16 protein-coding genes are annotated in these 18,817 nt (G+C 67.0%); 10 read left to right on the plus strand and 6 right to left on the minus strand.

Annotated features, from left to right (window positions below; all coding sequences use genetic code 11):
- Positions 1-6: 6 nt before the first annotated feature.
- Genes COUCH_RS14860 through COUCH_RS14870 form a run of 3 tightly spaced genes read right to left on the minus strand, consistent with a single transcriptional unit; the run spans position 7 to position 5,499 of the window.
- Positions 7-2,136 carry a hypothetical protein gene (locus COUCH_RS14860; protein ID WP_249612666.1) on the minus strand — a complete coding sequence of 710 codons (2,130 nt, stop codon included), beginning with the start codon at positions 2,134-2,136 and terminating at the stop codon, positions 7-9.
- Positions 2,133-4,016 (minus strand): hypothetical protein, encoded by a 1,884-nt coding sequence (locus tag COUCH_RS14865; protein WP_249612667.1) that lies wholly within the window; start codon positions 4,014-4,016, stop codon positions 2,133-2,135. The genes COUCH_RS14860 and COUCH_RS14865 overlap by 4 nt, the downstream gene beginning before the upstream one ends.
- Before the next feature lie 4 nt (positions 4,017-4,020).
- Positions 4,021-5,499, minus strand: coding sequence for a site-specific integrase (locus COUCH_RS14870; RefSeq protein ID WP_249612668.1), 1,479 nt, complete (start codon positions 5,497-5,499; stop codon positions 4,021-4,023).
- Between the two features lie 128 nt (positions 5,500-5,627).
- Here COUCH_RS14870 and COUCH_RS14875 point away from each other — a divergent pair, with 128 nt between their 5' ends.
- From COUCH_RS14875 to COUCH_RS14885, 3 genes are all read left to right on the plus strand, one after another.
- The gene (locus COUCH_RS14875) at positions 5,628-5,966 is read left to right on the plus strand and encodes a hypothetical protein (RefSeq protein ID WP_052720149.1); all 339 of its coding nucleotides are present in this window, start codon (positions 5,628-5,630) and stop codon (positions 5,964-5,966) included.
- 32 nt (positions 5,967-5,998) lie between these two features.
- Positions 5,999-6,760: a carbon-nitrogen hydrolase family protein gene (locus COUCH_RS14880; protein ID WP_275980133.1), complete on the plus strand. Its 762-nt coding sequence runs from the start codon at positions 5,999-6,001 to the stop codon at positions 6,758-6,760.
- Positions 6,761-6,896: 136 nt separating this feature from the next.
- Positions 6,897-7,607: a creatininase family protein gene (locus COUCH_RS14885; protein WP_045740361.1), complete on the plus strand. Its 711-nt coding sequence runs from the start codon at positions 6,897-6,899 to the stop codon at positions 7,605-7,607.
- 137 nt (positions 7,608-7,744) lie between these two features.
- Here the strand turns inward: COUCH_RS14885 and COUCH_RS14890 are convergent, their stop codons facing one another.
- Positions 7,745-8,524, minus strand: a complete 780-nt coding sequence (locus tag COUCH_RS14890) for a phosphotransferase family protein (RefSeq protein WP_249612670.1) — start codon at positions 8,522-8,524, stop codon at positions 7,745-7,747.
- Between the two features lie 139 nt (positions 8,525-8,663).
- On the opposite strand from COUCH_RS14890, the gene COUCH_RS14895 reads away from it, so the two are divergent.
- The 7 genes from COUCH_RS14895 (at position 8,664) to COUCH_RS14925 (ending at position 16,652) form a co-directional block, all read left to right on the plus strand.
- The gene (locus COUCH_RS14895; protein WP_249612671.1) at positions 8,664-9,155 is read left to right on the plus strand and encodes a hypothetical protein; all 492 of its coding nucleotides are present in this window, start codon (positions 8,664-8,666) and stop codon (positions 9,153-9,155) included.
- Positions 9,156-9,326: 171 nt separating this feature from the next.
- Positions 9,327-10,352, plus strand: coding sequence for a hypothetical protein (locus COUCH_RS14900; protein ID WP_249612672.1), 1,026 nt, complete (start codon positions 9,327-9,329; stop codon positions 10,350-10,352).
- A gap of 244 nt (positions 10,353-10,596) precedes the next feature.
- Positions 10,597-10,809: a DNA-binding protein gene (locus COUCH_RS14905; RefSeq protein ID WP_083448789.1), complete on the plus strand. Its 213-nt coding sequence runs from the start codon at positions 10,597-10,599 to the stop codon at positions 10,807-10,809.
- Between the two features lie 763 nt (positions 10,810-11,572).
- Complete coding sequence (locus COUCH_RS14910; protein ID WP_249612673.1) at positions 11,573-12,016, plus strand: hypothetical protein; 444 nt, start codon at positions 11,573-11,575, stop codon at positions 12,014-12,016.
- Between the two features lie 122 nt (positions 12,017-12,138).
- Positions 12,139-13,494, plus strand: coding sequence for an MFS transporter (locus COUCH_RS14915; RefSeq protein WP_249612674.1), 1,356 nt, complete (start codon positions 12,139-12,141; stop codon positions 13,492-13,494).
- Positions 13,491-14,090 (plus strand): hypothetical protein, encoded by a 600-nt coding sequence (locus tag COUCH_RS14920; protein WP_249612675.1) that lies wholly within the window; start codon positions 13,491-13,493, stop codon positions 14,088-14,090. The genes COUCH_RS14915 and COUCH_RS14920 overlap by 4 nt, the downstream gene beginning before the upstream one ends.
- A 474-nt stretch (positions 14,091-14,564) precedes the next feature.
- Positions 14,565-16,652, plus strand: coding sequence for a heavy metal translocating P-type ATPase (locus COUCH_RS14925; protein WP_430640983.1), 2,088 nt, complete (start codon positions 14,565-14,567; stop codon positions 16,650-16,652).
- A 408-nt stretch (positions 16,653-17,060) separates the two neighbouring features.
- Here COUCH_RS14925 and COUCH_RS14930 read toward each other — a convergent pair whose 3' ends face one another.
- Complete coding sequence (locus COUCH_RS14930) at positions 17,061-18,053, minus strand: C40 family peptidase (RefSeq protein WP_249612677.1); 993 nt, start codon at positions 18,051-18,053, stop codon at positions 17,061-17,063.
- 278 nt (positions 18,054-18,331) lie between these two features.
- The gene (locus COUCH_RS14935) at positions 18,332-18,751 is read right to left on the minus strand and encodes a hypothetical protein (protein ID WP_249612678.1); all 420 of its coding nucleotides are present in this window, start codon (positions 18,749-18,751) and stop codon (positions 18,332-18,334) included.
- Positions 18,752-18,817 lie beyond the last annotated feature (66 nt).

Here is an 18,817-nt window from a genome sequence, read left to right on the forward strand (position 1 = left end):
CCTGGTTCATCCTTCCTGGTCTTCGGCGTGGTCGCTGGTGCCGTTGTTGGCCCGCTCGATGACGGCCTGGACGTCGTCGATCTGCCTCTCGATGAGTGCCCGTCGCGCTGGCGGGAGTTTGCTGTCCTCGGCAAGTTTGAGCAGGCTGCGCTTCTCTGCCGTCCAGATCGGCACATGCTCGACACCGATGACACTGTTCGCGCACCGGCCGGGCTGGCATCGGTCGATCAAGGGACCCTGGTGCCCCGGCGGGAGTTCGACCACCCCATCGAGGCACTTCGCGGCGACGGGGCTGCTCGGATCCGCTGCGCAGTGGTTCAGCTTTCCGAAGCGGATGAAGATTCGTGCCTTGCGGAGCAGGTCGTATTCGACGCGTGTGTCGCCTTGGCGTGCCTGGCCGTTGGCGACCATCTGTTGAGCGCTTTCCCTGACCGCGTCGAACGTCGCGGTGATTCTGTCGGCGGCTGGGCCGAATCCGATGATCTTGCCCGAGTGGTGCTCGTCGTAGAACTCTCGGAGCGTGGCGAACCGGGCTTGGTCCACAGCGGTTTCCAGCAGTTTGTCCCACTGGGCATCGGACGCTGCATAGCCCTCGGTGACGCGGTTGGCAAGCAGTCGGGTGGCCACGTGCTTGAGTTGGATGCCCAAGGCGATCTCCGCGCCGGGTTCGGTGGCAGTCAACATCGCCATTGTCTTGCGCAGCATGTGGGGTCGCACCGCGCCGGAGGGGATGTGCAGGCCGTGGTCGGCCGTCGCCGTGTTGACGTGTCGGATGAAGTTGCGAACGATGTCGGGGCTCTTGAACTCCGAGCCGCGCTTCGAGTCGCTGGAGGTGAAGACCAAATCGGGGTGGCCGGACAACGCCTCAGCGACAGCGATCGCTTCGGCGACCGGCTCGATGATCCACCACACTTCCCGCGGCCGGTTGGGATCGTGCTTGCGCTTGGTCGACCTGAGCGCCGGTGCTCCATAGTGCTCGCCGACAGAGCCCCGAACGATCTCTCGGATTTCGGAGTCGCGCATCATGCTCAGCGCGGCCACGAACACATAAGTTGCACCTCGTAGTGCAATACACTCGCTGTCGGTGGTGCGAGGACACAAGCCTGGGTGCCAGCGACGCGGGCTGCCGTCGGGCCGGGCGACGGCAGCGTGCTCGGCGATCAACCCTCCGCTGATCCCCCTGCCGGCGTCGACCGCAGCTCGCGCCAGGGCCTCGAACCTCTGCCGGACAGGCGAAGAACGACGCACCTTTTTGACCCCGTAGCTAGGGTGAACGCCGATCAGCGCGGACAGCAGACTCCAGTTGATCATTCCGGGCGTGCCGGCCGGCGAACGGGACGAGTGCATGGGTATCCGATTGTCGGGATCTGCCAGGTAGGTCTCCAGACGCTCGTCGAGCGGTGCCCACTCCCGTAGGCCCTCGGCCAGGAGCTGGCGGTAACGATCACGGGCCGCAAGGATGTCCGGGGCGAAGTCGTGAACGTACGTCCAGGCGGCCCGGATCAGGGCGAACCAGGTATCCGGCCGGATGTTCGGGGTTGCGAGTTCGTCGCCGTTGGGGTTCTTGGCCACCTGCGCGGCAGTCTTGCCAGGCCACGGATCGCTGGTGATCCCCCCGCCGGTCAGCAATGGGCTGAACTGGTGCAGCCCACGGACCGTGACCACGTACGCAGCAAGGCTGCCCGGTGTCATATGAGCAGTTCGGTCATCGATGAACGAGGTGAGGTCGCTCGTCTGCCACTGTTGCAGGGAGGGTGGCAGGCCCCGCTCTTTCGCCCATTTGGCGAGGATCGCGAACCGATACATGCACGATGCCACCGTGGTCACTCCGGAGGACTGGGTACCCAGGTAGAGCCCGGCACGAAGAACGGCAGGATGCTGCGGGTTGAGCATCGCCATCGCGATCTCGCGGCCCCGAAGGTTCCAGACGGGGTCCTCCAGCCCCGAGAACGGCACCCGCCAGGCCGAACGAGGCTTGTTCGCCGGCTTCACGATGGCGTGCATCGGCCACTCGACGGTGTCGCCGAAACGGGGAACCGCCGCCCCGATGATCAGGGACTGCGATTGCAAGACCGGCTCGTCGGCCGCGAACACCGAGTTGCTCGCCGAGACCGCCCGCAGGCTGTGTTGCGTCATTGATCAAATTCCGCGTGGGCAGCGAGGGGAAGTTGCAGCGTCAAACCCTGTTCCTCGATCTGGCGCCGGGCGAGAGCGATCTCGTTCTCCTTGCGTCCGTCGAACACGGCATCGAGGTTGGCGTGGCTCTGTCCCCACAACGTGTGGAAGTGCCGGGGCGACAGTCGTAGCCGTAGGCGCTCCAGATGCTGGGCGAACAGGAGCAGTTGCGGCAGGTTGGACGGCAGGATGAACGCGTTGGAGCACTCCAGGCAACGGAGCGGAGCGACCGCGCACAACTCGCCAGCCTTGCTATATGGCGAGTCGAAGGGATCGCGGCAACTGGTCACCCCCATGTCCAGATGACCCGCGATGATCTGCTCCGCCTGCTCGTGTGAGATTCCGAGCGCTGCTTGCGCAGTCGGGTCGTCCAGGTCGGCGGCGGCCTCGTCATCCACGACCAGAGGGCCATGTAGCGCGGTGCTCAGCCACCGGTGCTGGGCCCGGTTCACCACGCAGCCGGAGATGACGTGCAGGGTCGTGCCGTGGGCGTAGTGGCCCATGAACGTCTGGTAGGTGTGATCGTCGGCGATGTCGGCAACGACTCCGCGCCGGGCGATCGCCTTCTCCACTTTGACTGACTTACGCATCCGTCGGACATCTACAGGTTTGGAGACGCTGAGCCCTCGGTCGGCGACCCAACGACCGAACGACGAGGCGGACGATCCGTTGGATGCGAACGGCGCGATGGTGAATGTGCCATCGATCGTGACCGATCCGCGCAGAAAGACCGGTTCCGAGGCGGCGTCTGCGAGGGCTCTCCGGGCCTTCTCGGTAGCCGCCAGCAGCCGTCGCAGCAGTTCAGGGGCGTTCAACGACCCCTTCTCCGTGTGTGAAGCCGGGCCGGGTCCGTCGAACTGGCGGTGCCGGATCCATCCGGCGCGCCGCTTGTCCATCGTCAGGCGCACGCCCGAAGGGGTGAACTCGACACCCTTTACGTGCAGTCTTGTGATTTCCTCCGGAGCGTGACCGGTTGCCGCTACCAGCAACAGCCGGAATGCCTGCAGATCCTCATGCCGCGGATAGAGCAAGGCGGCCAGAGCCACCATGAGTTGGAAACGGAACATACGGGGGTTCGGCCGGCCACCACCCTGCTCGACGATCTCGATGAGCACGGGCGAGGCATCGTTCAGCCTGGGCAGCCACGGTCGGATCTCCTGGAAGGAGATCCGACCGTTGTCCAGCGCCCACAGAAGATTGGCCGGATCGCGCCAGCCGTGTTCCGCGGGATGACCCGATGCAGACGCGATCAGGCTACGGCCACGCGCCAGCCGCCGCTCCATCATGCGGACCTGCTCCCATGCAAGTCGGACCAGTGCCTGCTTCTCCTGCCTGGTGAACTCGTCCAGTTCGTCGGTACGGCCGAACGGAACGGATATCGGCCTTGCCACCAGCCGCTGTACGGATGAGGCGACGGTCGTGCCCTCCCGCTCCGCGCGAAACCGAATCAGCGTTCGCAGCGCGTTGGAGTAGTTCGCTGGGCTCCGCGAGCCCTCGGCGAACTCGGTGGTCAGCGACCGACTCCACTCATGGATCAATCCCGCCAAGTCTGGAGTGTCCTTGCCCAACGACAACGCCGAAGCCTCGTCACTATGCAGGTCGGCATAGGCAGCGAAGCGTCGTAGGGTGCGCCAGTAACTGACGACGGCCCAGGTCGACAAACGGGCCAGTTCCGCGTAGTCGACCCATTCGTCGGCGAGTTCCGCCGCCAACGTGGCGCATCGGTACCGTCTCGGATCAAACAACACTGCCGAGCGTCTCGCGCTCTCCCGGACCACCTGCCGCACCCCGATGCGGTCGAGCCGGCCGTCAACATCGCGGGGCGCTGCGGCCGGCTCCACGTATTCACCTCGTCGGGGCATCGGGCGCCGCCTTCCGGTCCGCCGTCAACGCATGCAAGCCGATCGCGGCGTACGTCGCTCCGTCGTGCTCGGACCACTCGGCGAACGCGGCGTCGATGTAAGTCCGGGGGTCCTCCAGGTACCGCAGGTAGGCATAGGTGCTGGCCGGCCGCTTGTGCCCTAACCGTCGCTGCACGGTCAACAACGGGTGGATGGAGATGTGCTCCGCCGGTGTCGGCAAACCGCGTGCCCGGTTGTCGTCGATCTCCTGCTGCACACGCCGCTGCTGCAAGAATCGGAGGAGTTGGAGCGCGAACGTGTGCCGACCGTCGTGGAAACGCCAAGGTTGTGCCGGCAGCACAGGAACTCCTGGGGCGGCTGCGTACTGCAGCATACGCCGCCAGGCGTCCTTCCGGATCCGGTCCCACGACGAAGGTCCCAGCATCAGCCCGCCGCGACCGATGAACACTGCAAGCGGTTCCAACCCGCGCTCGGCTTCCCGAACGGTTATCCGCCGCAACTGCGGACTCATCGCCGACATCACGAATGAGCGGCGACGTCCCTCCAAGACTCCCGAGAGTCGGCGCTGCTCGGCGTCGATCTCGTTTACCACGAACAGATCCGCGCGGCGGCGCGCCAGCGACTCGGCCGAGGTCGCCGCGAACTCCTCACGTTCCAGCAGCAGATAGTGCGCCACCATCTCAAGAGCCGCCACAGGGACATAGGCATCGCGGCGAAGCCCGAACTTCGCGCACTTCTGCAACTCGAACTCCACCGGCTCACCCGGGCCCTGCCCTTGCTGCAACTCCGGGAGCAACACTGTGGACCACTCCTGCAGCCGCATCCCTGTCAGTAACGCCAACTCCAATCCGGCTCGCCCGCGGTGCGGAACCAGGCCGCGGAAGGACTGGCTCACCTCGCCGTCGGGGTGCTGGCCGCCGAGCCCCACATCGCGGAAGTACAGGTACTGCTCGACCGTCATATGACGGACCTTCATCTCCCGCCGCTTGCCTGTCTGCAGCGAGTTCGCTGCTTCACGCTGACTACCCCGGCGCGTCAGCCGGAACGGCCGCCGACGGACCAGCCGTCGGTCGAGCAAGTGCCCGTACAGCGCGTTGATCACCGTCGCTTCACGGTCCCACGTCACCTCGTCGATGGGCTTGTCCTGCAACTCCGTTCGCGATCGGCGGTAGGCGACCAAGTCGCTCTCCGTCGCGGAAATCAAGTCCGCGCCGCGGCCATTGAGGAAGGTAATGAGCCGGCGGACGATGTACGCGTACGCACGCAACGTCTTCGCATCCTTGCCGTCATATGCCAGCGCCCGGAACCAGCCGGAGGCGGGCTCGACTGGCTGCATCGACGCATCGAGCAGGACCGGCATGCCATCCGGCAGCGATCGGTAGTCCAGCGTCGAGCCGGCATCGAACCCTGCCGGCACCGACCAGAGACCGAGCATCCGCCGGTCCACGTAGAAGATTTCCACTCATACCTCCAATAGAACTGATAACAGGAGGCTGGGAGCAGATGCTCGGGGGGTGAGACATTCTCGGACTGTGGAGAGATCGGGACAAGCGCCACGAATTCCGGCGCCGCTTCCTCACCGGCACACCAGTGAGCTGGCTGGTGTTCCTCAACGCGCCGACCTCGGCCCTGACTGCCGTCATCAGCCTCGCCCCGGCGATCATGGACGAACCCCGCCGTCTGGCCGACCTTGCCGAACGAACCCGGCCGGGCAACGGCGCCACGGTCTACGCCTACCTGCAAGACCAGCCCCACGGCTACGCCATGCCCATCACCCGCGTACGGGAATACCCGGCCCATCCGCTGCACGTCCTGCGGGAGCAGATCCCGGACTTCCCGCACCCGCGCGGGCACACCGTCATCGACGACGACTCGCCGCTGGCTTCGGTCTACGACACCTTCACCGCAACCCACCACTGCGGGAAATGACCTCGAGCACACGAACGATGGGAACATCATCTATGGCTGACAGCACCGACCCGAGCCCGGCCGGCGGACTGCGAATCGGTGCCTGCCAGCCCCCGGAGATCATGGCCGACACCGAAGCCGCCCTGGCGTGGATCGAGGACTTCGCCCGGCAAGGCGCCGACAAAAATGTTGACCTGCTGCTCTTCCCGGAATGCTTCCTGCAGGGCTACCTCTTCGACCCCGACCACGTCAGCCGGCACGCGATGGACTTCACCTCGCCGGCCTTCACCGCTGTGCTGCGGCGCCTCGCCCCCATCAAGGCCACCGTGGTCGTCGGCGTCATCGAAACCGAGCACGGCAGGTACTTCAACACCGCGGCCGTCATCAGCGGCGGCCGGCTCATCGGCCGCTATCGAAAAACCCGTCTGATGCCCGGCGAGACCATCTTCGACCCCGGCGACACCCACCCGACCTTCGTGCAGGGCGGCGTTCGGTACGGCATCAACATCTGCTCCGACACGCAGTTCCCGGAACCCGCCGCACAGGTCGCCGCGCAGGGTGCGCAGGTGTTGCTGGTCGCCGCACAGAACATGCTGCGCCGCCCGGTCGCGGACCAGTTCAAGGATCTGCACCACAGCATGCGAGCCGACCGGGCCCGCGAGACAGGCATGTGGCTGGTGTCCTCCGATGTCACCGGGGTGCGCGGCGACTTGCGGATCGCCTACGGCCCTACCAGCCTCCTCTCACCACGCGGCGAGGTCGTGAAGCAGGTACCACTGATGACAACAGGCATGATCGTCGCGGAGATCAGCTGACACCCGCTGCGGCCCGCTGCTCGTCATGATCATGGTTGTTCGCTGAGCCGGTGATTGCCCGTCGGTTCGCCACGCTTTGGGGGTTAGGTCATCCTCGTCGAGGACCACTGTCCGGACTGGGTGCCAGGATGAGCCGATGGATCTGATACCGCGCACGACGACCGCTGACGTACGGGCGCGCCGTGCGGCAACCGCGGTCCTGCCGGTCGGTAGTTTCGAGCAACACGGCGACCTCATGCCGCTGGCGACCGACACGCTCATCGCGACGGCCATCGCCACCCGTCTCGCCGCCACGTACAACGTGCTGCTCCTGCCAGCGGTGACAATGTCCTGCTCCCACGAACACGCGGCATGGCCCGGCACGGTCAGCATCAGCCATCAGACACTGGCCGCCATCGTCACCGACGTGGCCGCCTCGCTCGCCGCGCAAGGTGTCACCCGGCTCGCGCTCGTCAACGCTCACGGCGGCAACTACGTTCTGGGCAACGTGGTCCAGACCGCCAACGCGCACACGCCCCGCTCGATGACGCTGTTCCCGACCCGGACCGACTGGGACACCGCCCGCCGTGACGCGAAGCTGAAAACCTCCGCTCACGACGACATGCACGCCGGTGAACTGGAAGCTTCCATCTTGGCCGCGGCTTACCCCGAGGTCCTAGGGGACGGGGGGCCGGACGATGACCATGCCGCCAACGAGCGATCGATGTTGTTGGTCGGCGGCATGAGCGCCTACACGCGGAGCGGCGTCATCGGCATGCCCTCAGCGGCGACTGCGGCCAAGGGCGAAGCTCTGCTGGACAGTCTGACCGTAAGCTTCGGCACTCACCTGCTGGCTCTTGACCAGTAACGATCGCCGCCGGGCCGGGTGCCGTGACAAGCGCGCCGGCCGACGCCGTGCAAGACCATCGGAGATGCCGATTCGGGCAACCGACTACTGCGGCCGCCGTGAAGTGGCCTGTCCAATGCCGGCAGCCAGAACGGCCGTTACGTGGTCTGGCCGCGGTGAGCCGACCACGCGGCGAACCAGGAGGCAAGATCGCGTATCCAAGCGGCGTTGCTCTGCTGTGATTTGCGCGCCCATTTCGCGGCGTTGCCCGTTACGAACAGGTCTACGACCTCGGGGTCTGTGTCAGCCCAGTTCGGGTGCTGTGCCAGCCACTGTTCGGCCTGCAGCGGGGTGTGGCCACTACCGATGAGCCAGGGGGCGAGCATGGCGAGTTCCAGCCATGGTGCGGCCTGGGTGGTGAACGCCCAGTCCACGATGCGCAGGCCGTCGGCGGTCACGATCAGGTTGGCCGGGTTCAGGTCGGTATGCACAAGGGTGTCGCCGTGCAGCGCCGGGTGGTCGAACCCGAGTCGGGCGTGCGGGCTCAACCACGGCCCGTCCGGCGCGGGCGGGCCGGCCAGCTCGGGCAGGGCCGTGCTGAGCAAGGTCAGATCACAGCTGCCCGGTGACAGGTCGCCGGGACGGCCGTTGCAGTGCTCGAACCCTGCTACCAGCCAGCCGTGTGCTTCGAAGTCCCAGAGCACCGCCGGAGCGTATCGCCGGTCGACGTTCCGGTTCACCTGCACCTCGTAGCGCAGCGACCGCACGCCCAGCGGCGACGAGGCACCTTTGACGAACACTGACCCATTCGGCCCGCCGACGCTCACGGCGAGCTCGGCATGATCGCCGGTAGCGGCCGGGGTGATGTCGGATCCACCGGCTCGCTGCAGAATTTCCCGTGCCACGACAGGCGGTACCGCGGTCCAGCCATGAGCCATCCGCCACTCCTTCGTGTGAATCGACACCCCGATCCCGATGCCAGGCTGTCGAGGTGGCCTAGCGCTCAGCGCAGGGGCACACCATCGGCTGCTGCGTTCTACCATGCACTGCGGCACCTGGGGAGGAGACACCACGGCGATGACGCTGGAACAACTACGCGACACCAGCCTGACCCCGGTGCAGCAGACTTTGCTGTCGTACCTGCGTAGCTGCGCGGCCGTCGCAGAACTCAACGCCCGGCCACAGGAATGGGTGTTCGGCTCCGTCTACCACCTGCTCGAGGCGCACGGGGTGTTCTTCACCGCGGCGCCCCGGCCAGTGGAGGTGCCGAAGTTGCCCGACCGGTGGTGTTACGGCAACGCCGCAGCGACCGCGTCCACCTACGCCGGCGAGGGACTGCTGTATGCCGAGGGCTTCGCCGCGATGGCCGCCAGCGGGCAGGTGGTGCCATTGCCGCATGGCTGGTGCGTCACCGGGGACGGGCTCGTGGTCGATCCCACCTGGGACTTTCGCCCGGACACGGCCTATTTCGGGATCGTCTTGCGAGATCCGGCGACGTGGCCGCACGACGGCGGGGGTCTACTCACCGAACCTGACCGGATGTTCGCGATGCTGCGCGACGGCCTGTGAGTTGACCCTTCATGCCAGCCCTGACTGGAGGCGGCGAGGAGGGTGCTCGATCAGCACTTGGCGACAGGACGGAAATCGCTGGTCCTGGTCCCCTCCGCCTCAGCGCTCGTGCTGCCCTGGTCCGCGACCGGATCCTTGCGGGCAACCCAGATCGTCACGGAGGCTGGAGGCATGTACCGGCGGATGTTCCTGACCGTTCTCGGCTCGTCCATGACCTCCCCTGCGCTGGAATGGCTGATCGCCCACCCGGTCGGCGACGTCACAAAGACGGCGGGTCACCACCTGCCGATGGACGTCGTCAACCACCTCGACACCATCACCGACAGCCTGCGCCGCATGGACGACCACCTCGGCGGCGCCTCGGCGATCGGCCTGGTCCGCCAACACCTGCGCACCGTCATCGACCTCATCGAACAGCGCCGCTACACCAGCCTCGTCGGGCTGCGCCTGCACGCTAGCGCCGGTGAACTTCTGCGCCTGGCCGGCTGGCTCAGCTTCGACTCGGGCCTGCACGCCCAAGCGCAACGCTTCTGGATCGCTGGCCTCTGTGCCGCCCACGCCGCCGGCGATCGCGCCCTCGGCGCGAACATCCTCGGCTTCATGAGCTGCCAAGCCAAAGACATCGGGCAGATCCGCGAAGCCGTTACCCTCGCTGAGACCGCCCGTACCGGATACCACGCCAGCTCACCGCAAGTCGCCACGATCCTCGATCTGCGGGCCGCCGAAGCCTATGCCAACGCCGAGGAAACCGACCGCTGCCGCGAAGCCATCGACAGCGCGCTCGCTCGCTTCACCGACACACCCGCCAGCACCGGCAACCCGCCCTGGGCCTACTGGATCACCCCGGCCCACGCCGACGCCCAGGCCGGCTACTGCTACCTGAAACTCGGCAACTGGTCGCAGGCACGCACCCACCTCGGCCGCTCACTGCCCGAACACACCCAGCAGTCCGCGCGCGAAGGCGCGCTGCACAACGTCCTGCTCGCCACTACCTACGTCCGCCAAGACAAGCCCAACCTCGACCGGGCGATCGAACTCGGCGACGAAGCAGTGCACCTGCTCAGCGGTCAGGTCAGCTCCACCCGGTGCATCCGACAAGTCCGCCGACTCGCCGCCGACCTGACCCCATACCGCCGAAACCCCGTGGTCCGCCGCTTCTGCAACGACGCCACCGATTTGCTCCAGACCAGCACGTAACCGACCGGATTGCTCATGCCGGGTACGAGCCATCGCCGACGCACGCCGAAACCATCGAGATGGAGATCCGACCGCCACCCCAGCCCCCAGTCCGAGGACACTTCGGTCGCAGTGGTCGAGCTGAGCCACTCCGCAGACTGCGCGAACCGGCTACGACAGCGGACGCTGATCCCTGCCGCCGCTGGCCGAGTAGCCGCATCCCCACTTGCTGTGAAACAACTAGCTTAACGACTAGACTTGTCTCATGACAGGCCAGCGGATTCGACTGATGGGCGCCCACGAGATTCGCATCCGACTCGGCGGAGTGAGCCGGCAGCGGACTTACCAGATCACCTGCCGCGATGATTTCCCTCGACCCGCTGCTGAACTGGCGCAAGGAAAAGTCTGGTACGAGAAAGAAGTCGAAACCTGGATCGGAACGCACCGACAGGATCAACCGGCTACTGACGAACCGTAACCGCCCACTCTCAACCTTGGTGATCAAGGCGATGTTGGCACCAGACGTCGCTTGCCTCAGCCATCTCTGCGAGGTGCAGGGCATCGGCGTTGTTGTCGCGCAGCCGTCGGGAGACCTTGGCGAGCGCGGCCGCGAAGGCGTCCAATGCGTCAGGGGTCGCGCTGGACCATGTTGGCAGCCCGGCTACCCAGGCTTCGGCTCGGGGTGTTCAGCGGTGATGGGAGCCGTCAGCCGGTCGAACAGGGCGGCGGGGATGAGGATCGGCCATCAAGGGTGTCGACGTCTCCAGGAACCGCCGGGCGTGCCGGCCCCTTCTTCCACATGCTCATCCTGCTGACCGGCCCCCGTCGACTACCCGGCGACCCGCGCTGGGGGCAATTCAACGCGAGCTCCCGCGGACGGAACGGTGATCGGTCCGGCTCACCTCACCGGTCATAGAGGCCCCTGATCTCTCAGTGCGCCTGATCGAGGGCCGCTGTTTCGGCCTTTCGTTCATAAACCCACGACGTCGAAGCGGGCGCGTCCCGCCGCGTCACCAAGGACAGCCCAGGACAACCCCGGACAGCTGCGGACAGCTATATCGCGGTCAGCCGAGCAGGCAGGGTCGTCAGGGAAGCGACCGACGCCGAGCCTCCAACATCCCGCACCGCATCCAACGGCGGGGTGTCAACCGAGACGGCGGACACCGGTCGGCGCGCCCGCGGCCGGCTCATCACCATCCCGCCGCCGGACCGGGCCCACCAACCTTCCCGGAGAGGCAACCATGAACAAGACCATCGCTCGTACCGGCGCCATCGTCACCGCCGCGCTCGGCCTCACGCTCACCGCTGCCACGCCGGCCCTGGCCAGCGCGGACAAGTGCAAGGGCGACGCCTACGCCAGCTGCGTGGCGGTCAACGGCACCAAGCTGCACGTCAACTCGATCAAGAGCCGCGTCGCGCTCTACGCCAAGACGTGCCGGTACGGCCACAGCCAGGTGCTGATCAACGGCAAGCACTACGCCGACTCCAACGGCGGCAACGACAAGGAGTACTGCTCCAAGTCGATCTTCGGTGACGAGGTCACCACCGGCACCTGGAACGTCAACCGCAACTACGCCAAGGGCACCAAGATCTGCTCCAAGTTCTGGCGCTACACCGGAGCCACCGGGCCCGGCACGTCCAACGGCTACTCCAGCTACGGCACCGCCTGCGCCACCATCGGCTGAACCGCACGGCTGACCGCAGCGGCCGGTGATGCCGCCGGCATCACCGGCCCGTGCCGGCACCGCACGCGTAGCCCTTTTCGCAGCCGCCTTGACCCCACCTTCCCCTCCGTGGAGTTCTTTCCATGACCATCGCCCTCAGTCCGGAGTCCAGCACGAGCACCGGCGTCCCCGAGGTGCTTCGCCGGTACCGACTCGCGATCAGCCTGATGTTCCTGATCGCCGGCATGACCATCGGGACCTGGACCGCGCGGATCCCCACCATCCAGCACAACATCAAGATGGCCGACGGCAAGCTGAGCATCTGCCTGCTTCTGCTCGCGGCCGGCGGCCTGGTCGGCATGCGCGCCGCCGGCCGGCTCATCGACCGGCACGGCAGCACCACGGTCATGGTCCTACCCTCCCTGGCCCTCGGCGGGGCGCTCCTGCTCGCCGGCCACGCCCCAACGTGGACGACGCTGGCCGCCGCCCTGCTCACCTTCGGCATCCTGCATGGCACCCTCAACGTGGCGATGAACGCTGCCGCGGTCTCGTGCCAGGCCGCGTACGGCCGGCCGATCATGACCTCGTTCCACGCGCTATTCAGCATCGGCGGTGTCGCCGGGGCACTGCTGTCGGCCGCCTGCGCCCATATCGGTCTCAGCGTCGCCGACGCCTTCGCCGCTGCCGCGGTCATGTCTACCGCTGCGGCCGGGTGGGCGATCCACCGCTTCATCCCCGCGCCTATTGCGAGCAACGACAGCCAGGAAGCCACCGCCACGGCGGTGCCGGCGCAGCGCCGGCCGCGAACCCGGATCCTGCTGCTCGGCCTGCTCGCGTTCAGTGCGTTGATCAGCGAAGGCGCCGCCGCCGACTGGGCCAGCACCTACCTCACCCGCCTCGGCGCGACACCCGCCATGGCCGCCACCGCCTACGCGGCCTTCGCCGCGAGCATGACGATCGGTCGGCTCGTCGGTGACCGCCTCACCGCTGCCATCGCACCCGCCGCGCTGCTGCGGGGCTGCGGCCTGATCGGTGGCGGGGGTCTCGCCCTGGGCTTGATCGGCGGCACCCCGCTCACTGCGATCGCCGGGTTCGCCTGCCTCGGCGCCGGACTGTCCTGCGTTGTCCCGCTGCTCTACTCCACCGCTGGCGGCCTCGATCCGGCACGACCCGGCGCGGCGCTGTCACGCGTTGCTGCGCTGGGCTACCTCGGCTACGTCACCGGGCCGGCCATCATCGGCGGCGCCGCCATGCACATCGGCCTCGGCAACGCGCTGCTCATCCTCCCGGTCCTCGCGACGCTGCTGGTCATAGCCGCCCCCGTCGTGCACCGCAGTACCGGCCGGCACCACCGACCGGCGAAAGCCCGCAACCACACCACGCCCGTACCGGCCGGGGGAGAAGACCCCACACCTTCCAGCCGCCGGATCCGCACGCTCGAGATCACCACCAAGCCGATCGACCATTCGGTCACCGAGCTCGAAGGAGCCCTCCGATGAACACCACTGCCACCCGTATCGGCACCGCCGCCATCGCCGAAGCCGCTGCGGCGCTTCCCCAGCATGACCCGACGATCCGCTCGACCCGAGTCACCGCTCGAACCCGCCGTCGCACCCCGCTGCTGCTGATCATCGCCGCCGCCATCGCCGCGGCCCTGCCGATCATGGGCGCCACCCCGGCGCAAGCCGCCACCTACCGGGACCCGACCCCCGGCTCCGGCACGATGTCGGCCCTGGCCGCCTCGGGCTGCCGAGCGGCACCGTACACGTTCCACTTCAGCGGCTACGGCGCGCTGATGTTCCCCGAGGACCCGGCAGGCCTGTGGAACGCCACGGTAAGCCCCGTGCTGAAGACCACCTCGCAGTGCCGCGACATCAACGTCAAGAACGTCGGGTCCAAGAAGACCATCCGCGCCTGCGTCATGTTCGGCACCACGTCCAACAAGTGCAACTACCTCACCGACATCCCGATCGGTCAGTGGCGCAACGTCGCGACCAACGTCAAGGACGGCACCAAATTCCGGCTCCGGATCGGCGTCGTCCTGGGCGGCAACCCGTTCAACGGCAACGGTGCCAACGGCTACGCCGACTTCTAAGCCGGCCTGAGCTAGCAGAAGTCCCCAGATCGGCGACAGGGTGTCGTTAGCGGTTCGCAACGACACCCTGTCGTCCCGCGGGGATGGTCAACGCCGGACGCGCTCGGTCCGACCGGCACCCTCGTGGTCCCACGGCTCGCTTCGACGGCCGCTTGGCCGGTCAGCTGCTGGTCTGTGCGGCAGGTACCCGCTCATGGCCCCGGCTGCCGGCCGAAGTCAAGGCGGTTACCCGCATCGCGCAAACGTCACCGTGTCGTTCCGGCACGGATATGTCGATGTGTCGCGGCGCTGAACATCGTGACCGAGGGCACTTGCCGGGTACCCCTAGGGGGTATAACTTGGGCGTTGGAGGTGGCCAACATGACAGACCACGACATCAGCCACGACCCGTCTGCCACGACGCGGCGTTTGCATGATCATCAGGTGGTGGCCGCCGGGCATGACGCGGCGAGCGCAGGTTCCCCGACGGGCGTGATGCACGACGCGCATGGCGGCCATGGCTCGTCGGTCGGCCCGCACACTGGTCATGGCGAGCACACTGGTCCCGGCGCGCATGGTGGTCATGACAAGCACGCTGGCCACGACCCAGAGGCATTTCGGCGCAAGTTCTGGCTCAGCCTTGCTCTGACCGTGCCGATTGTGCTGACCAGCCACATGGTGATGGACTGGTTCGGCTACACCCTCGACTTCCCTGGCATCCGCTGGGTAGGGCCTGTCCTCGGTACCTTTGTCTTCTTCTACGGTGGCTGGCCGTTCCTCGTCGGTGCTTTCCGGGAAATTCGTGACCGGGCCCCCGGCATGATGCTGTTGATTTCGATGGCTATCACCGTTGCCTACGCGGCCTCACTGCTCACCAGCTTCGGCGTCTTCGACCTGGACTTCTGGTGGGAACTGGCCGCCCTGGTAACAATCATGCTGCTCGGGCACTGGCAGGAGATGAAGGCCATCGGCCAGGCGCAGGGCGCTTTGGCTGCCCTGGCCGCGCTGTTGCCCGACGACGCTGACCGCGTAACCGCCGACGGCACCGTCGAGCAGGTTGCCGTAGCGGATCTGCAGGTCGGCGACACCGTCCTCGTCCGTTCCGGCGGTCGGGTGCCGGCCGACGGACGCATCGTTGACGGCGTCGCCGAGGTCGACGAATCCATGATCACCGGTGAGTCGCGGCCCGTGTCGCGCGCCGTTGGTGACCGGGTTGTCGCTGGCACTGTAGCCACCGACTCCGCGATCCGGGTGCGGGTCGACGCAGTCGGCGAGAACACCGCCCTGGCCGGCATCGGCCGCCTCGTCGCCCAGGCCCAGGCATCCAGCGGCCGGGCCCAAGTCCTGGCCGACCGCTTTGCCGCCATGCTCTTCTATATCGCCACCGCCGCCGCAGCGATCACCTTCGTCACCTGGTGGACGATCGGCGACATCAACCAGTCGGTGGTCCGTACGGTGACGGTGCTGGTCATCGCATGCCCCCACGCCTTGGGCCTGGCCATCCCACTGGTGATCGCACTGTCCACGGCGGTGTCAGCCAAGGCCGGCATCCTTGTCAAAGACCGGCTCGCCCTGGAGCGCATGCGCACGGTCGACGCGGTGCTTTTCGACAAGACCGGCACCCTGACCAAGGGCGCGCACACGGTCACCGGCATCGCCGCCACGGCCGGAAACAGCGAGGACTACGTCCTGCGCATCGCCGGGGCCGTCGAAGCCGACAGCGAGCACCCCCTCGCCCGGGCCATCGTCGCCGTCGCTCACGACCGCGAACTGCACGCGACCGCCCACGAGTTCCGCTCGCTCACCGGCCGCGGAGTGCAGGCAACGGTGGACGAGGCGACGTACGCGGTCGGCGGGCCGTCGCTGCTGCGCGAACTCGATGCCACGGTGCCGACCGACCTGCTGCAGGAGGCCGACGCATGGTCCCGGCGAGGCGCCGCGGTCTTGCACCTGGTCCGACTCGGGAAGCGACCGGAGGTCATCGGCGCCCTGGCGTTGGAGGACGAGGTCCGCCCCGAAGCGAGGGAGGCCATCGCACAGCTGCGCGAACAGGGTGTCAAGAAGATCGTGATGATCACTGGCGATGCGCGGCCCGTGGCTGAGGCCGTGGCGGCGGATCTCGGCTTCGTCACCGGCGTCGACGAGGTGTTCGCGGAGGTGCTGCCGGCCGACAAGGACCGCGCAGTCGCCGACCTGCAAAGCCGTGGGCTCATCGTCGCCATGGTTGGCGACGGGGTCAACGATGCGCCGGCGATCGCCCGGGCCGACGTCGGCCTTGCCATCGGCGCCGGCACCGACGTGGCGATCGAGTCCGCCGGAGTGATTCTCGCATCGTCGGATCCGCGCGGGGTTACCGGCGTCATCCGGCTCTCCCGGGCCACGTACCGCAAGATGATCCAAAACCTGGCGTGGGCCGCTGGCTACAACATCATTGCGATTCCCCTCGCCGCCGGCGTGCTCGCCTGGGCCGGAATCTCGCTGAGTCCGGCGATCGGGGCGGTGCTCATGTCAGCTTCGACAATCGTGGTGGCACTCAACGCCCAACTGCTGCGCCGGCTACGGCTGACACCCGAAGCGCGGTGACCACAATCTAGGCACGTACCCTGCGACCGCCTTGCATACTGCCCAGGCGGCCGCAGGGCCTCCGCCTCAATGACGTCGGCTCACGTGTTGCCCGTTGGGACGCCCGGCCGGAGCGCGTAGAAGGGGCAGCCCGTTGAGCCGAGGGTCATCATTGACCTCCGTCGCTGAAGCGACACTCAGCGGCAGGGGAGAAGGACCGAACAGACGCAGCCGACCGGAATCGCGATGAAGGCGGCGGCGTTGGCGGCGCGACTGGCCGAGATGTGCGCGACGTTGCCATGACCCTCAGGCGAGCATTCGCCCACCCCGCGCCAGATCAGGCGGCGCGGCGGCAGGCCGGGAGCGCGGACGTACGACAGGCGCATCGCAATGGCCCGCCGCGCGTCCGTGCATCTCGGGTGGCTCGCCTCAGCTCGGCCGACGGTATCCAGCTATTGGGCCGATGTCATTGATGCCGGCCATGCGCACGAAGTCGCCGGTGTGCGGTGCGTGGACGACAGTGTTATCGCCGACGTACATGCCCATGTGGTGCAGGTCGCTGAACCAGAACACCAGATCACCCGGCTTCAGATCAGCCCGGTCGATCGGGGTCGCGTCGGCCCACTGCCATTTGGTGTAGTGGCGCAGGGATACTCCGGCGCTGCGCCAAGCGACCAGCGTCAGTCCTGAACAGTCGTAGCCGGTCGGCCCAGCGGCGGCCCAGATGTAAGGCTTGCCGATCAGGCTGCAAGCCTTGGCGGCGGCCCTGCCACCAGCATCATTGGTGTACGCGGCCGGGCACGGGCCGGTGCGGAGCTTGCCGGACGAGCCGCCACCGGCCCCATACGCCTTGATCCGTAGCTTCTGCAAACCATCAATCTTCTTTTCGATGTCCTTCTTCTTGGCCGATAGGTCGGCGTCACGAGCGGCCAGAGTCGCGGTGAGAGTGTCCAGGTCCTTCTTGTCCGCTGCATACTTGTCGCGCAGCGCAATGACGTCGCTGACTTGGATGCGCTCCGAGCGGGCCATGAAGTCGAGATATGTCAGTTTGTCGGTCAGGTCGGCCGACGAGCCGGTGACGAGCATGCTGGCGAGCGCGGAATGACCGCCCTGCATATATGCGCGACTGGCCAGAGCACCAACATTGGCGAGCGCTGCGTCTACCCGGGTCTGCAGCGGCTTCAGCTGGACTGCGAGCTTCTTCTGCTGAGTCCGGTTGTCCTGCAGTTGGCCATGGGTCCGGTTGTACTGCTCGATGATCGGCTCGAGCTTGTTCCAAGCTTGCTCGATCTGCTTCTCCACGGCCTGCGGAGTTGGCTCGGCGTGAGCGGGCGCGACGGCACAGAGCGACGCGGCCGCCGCCGCGAGCGCGCAAGTCACGACGCGAAGCAGCGAACGTGATCGTTGGGTGCGGTGAAACACGAAGAGGGGGTCCTTTCTTCATGCCCCAGGGGCGGGCCGCTGTCAAGTGGCATCGCTTCAGCGGAGAACCGACGTGGTGAGCCGACGGACGCACCGCATCGTGCTGCGATACGCCAAGCGGTCAGCACCTCGTCAACCGAGCCATCATGGGTGTCATTCACCGGCGACATCCCGCGGCTGCGGTGGCAGGACCCAGGGCAAAGGGGAAGCACCGCGTTGTGCGGCGCGGCTGAGGTGAGCCGGTGAAGCGACGACATGTCGCTTCTACGATGGTCGGCCTAGGTTCTGATGACAGCGAGCGTGGTCAGAGTGAGCCCATGCGGCGGCCCCTGCCGCAACAACGGCATACGGAAGCGGCGACGTGTTGCCGGCGTGAGGGAGAGGCCGAGGACCGCCATCAGTAGCAGAGCGGCTACGAACGCCCCTGCACTCAGCGTGCTCAGATCCGCGAGGCAGGCCTCCCACCGTTGCGAGCCGTCGCGGCCGTTGCCGGGCATGACCAGCTGGTGGGTGCAGCCGTCGCCGTCGCAGCCGTCGTCATCATCGATGGCGGACACGACGTACGGCGCCTGAGCCGCTGCGTGCTGATCCGTATCCATGACTGCTGCGTGGCCGATGGTGTGCAGTGCGGCGACGCCGAACACAGTGCAGAAAAGCAGGATGAGTCTTGCGACGCGTTGCATCCCTGCCGTGTGCACGCGGCATAGGTTAGCCGGTGGCGCGCAGGTTGGCTATCGCCCCGAAAGGCGGCGTGCCGGTGGGGG

Origin of the sequence: Couchioplanes caeruleus (assembly GCF_023499255.1) — a bacterium.
Taxonomy (GTDB): Bacteria; Actinomycetota; Actinomycetes; order Mycobacteriales; family Micromonosporaceae; genus Actinoplanes; species Actinoplanes caeruleus_A.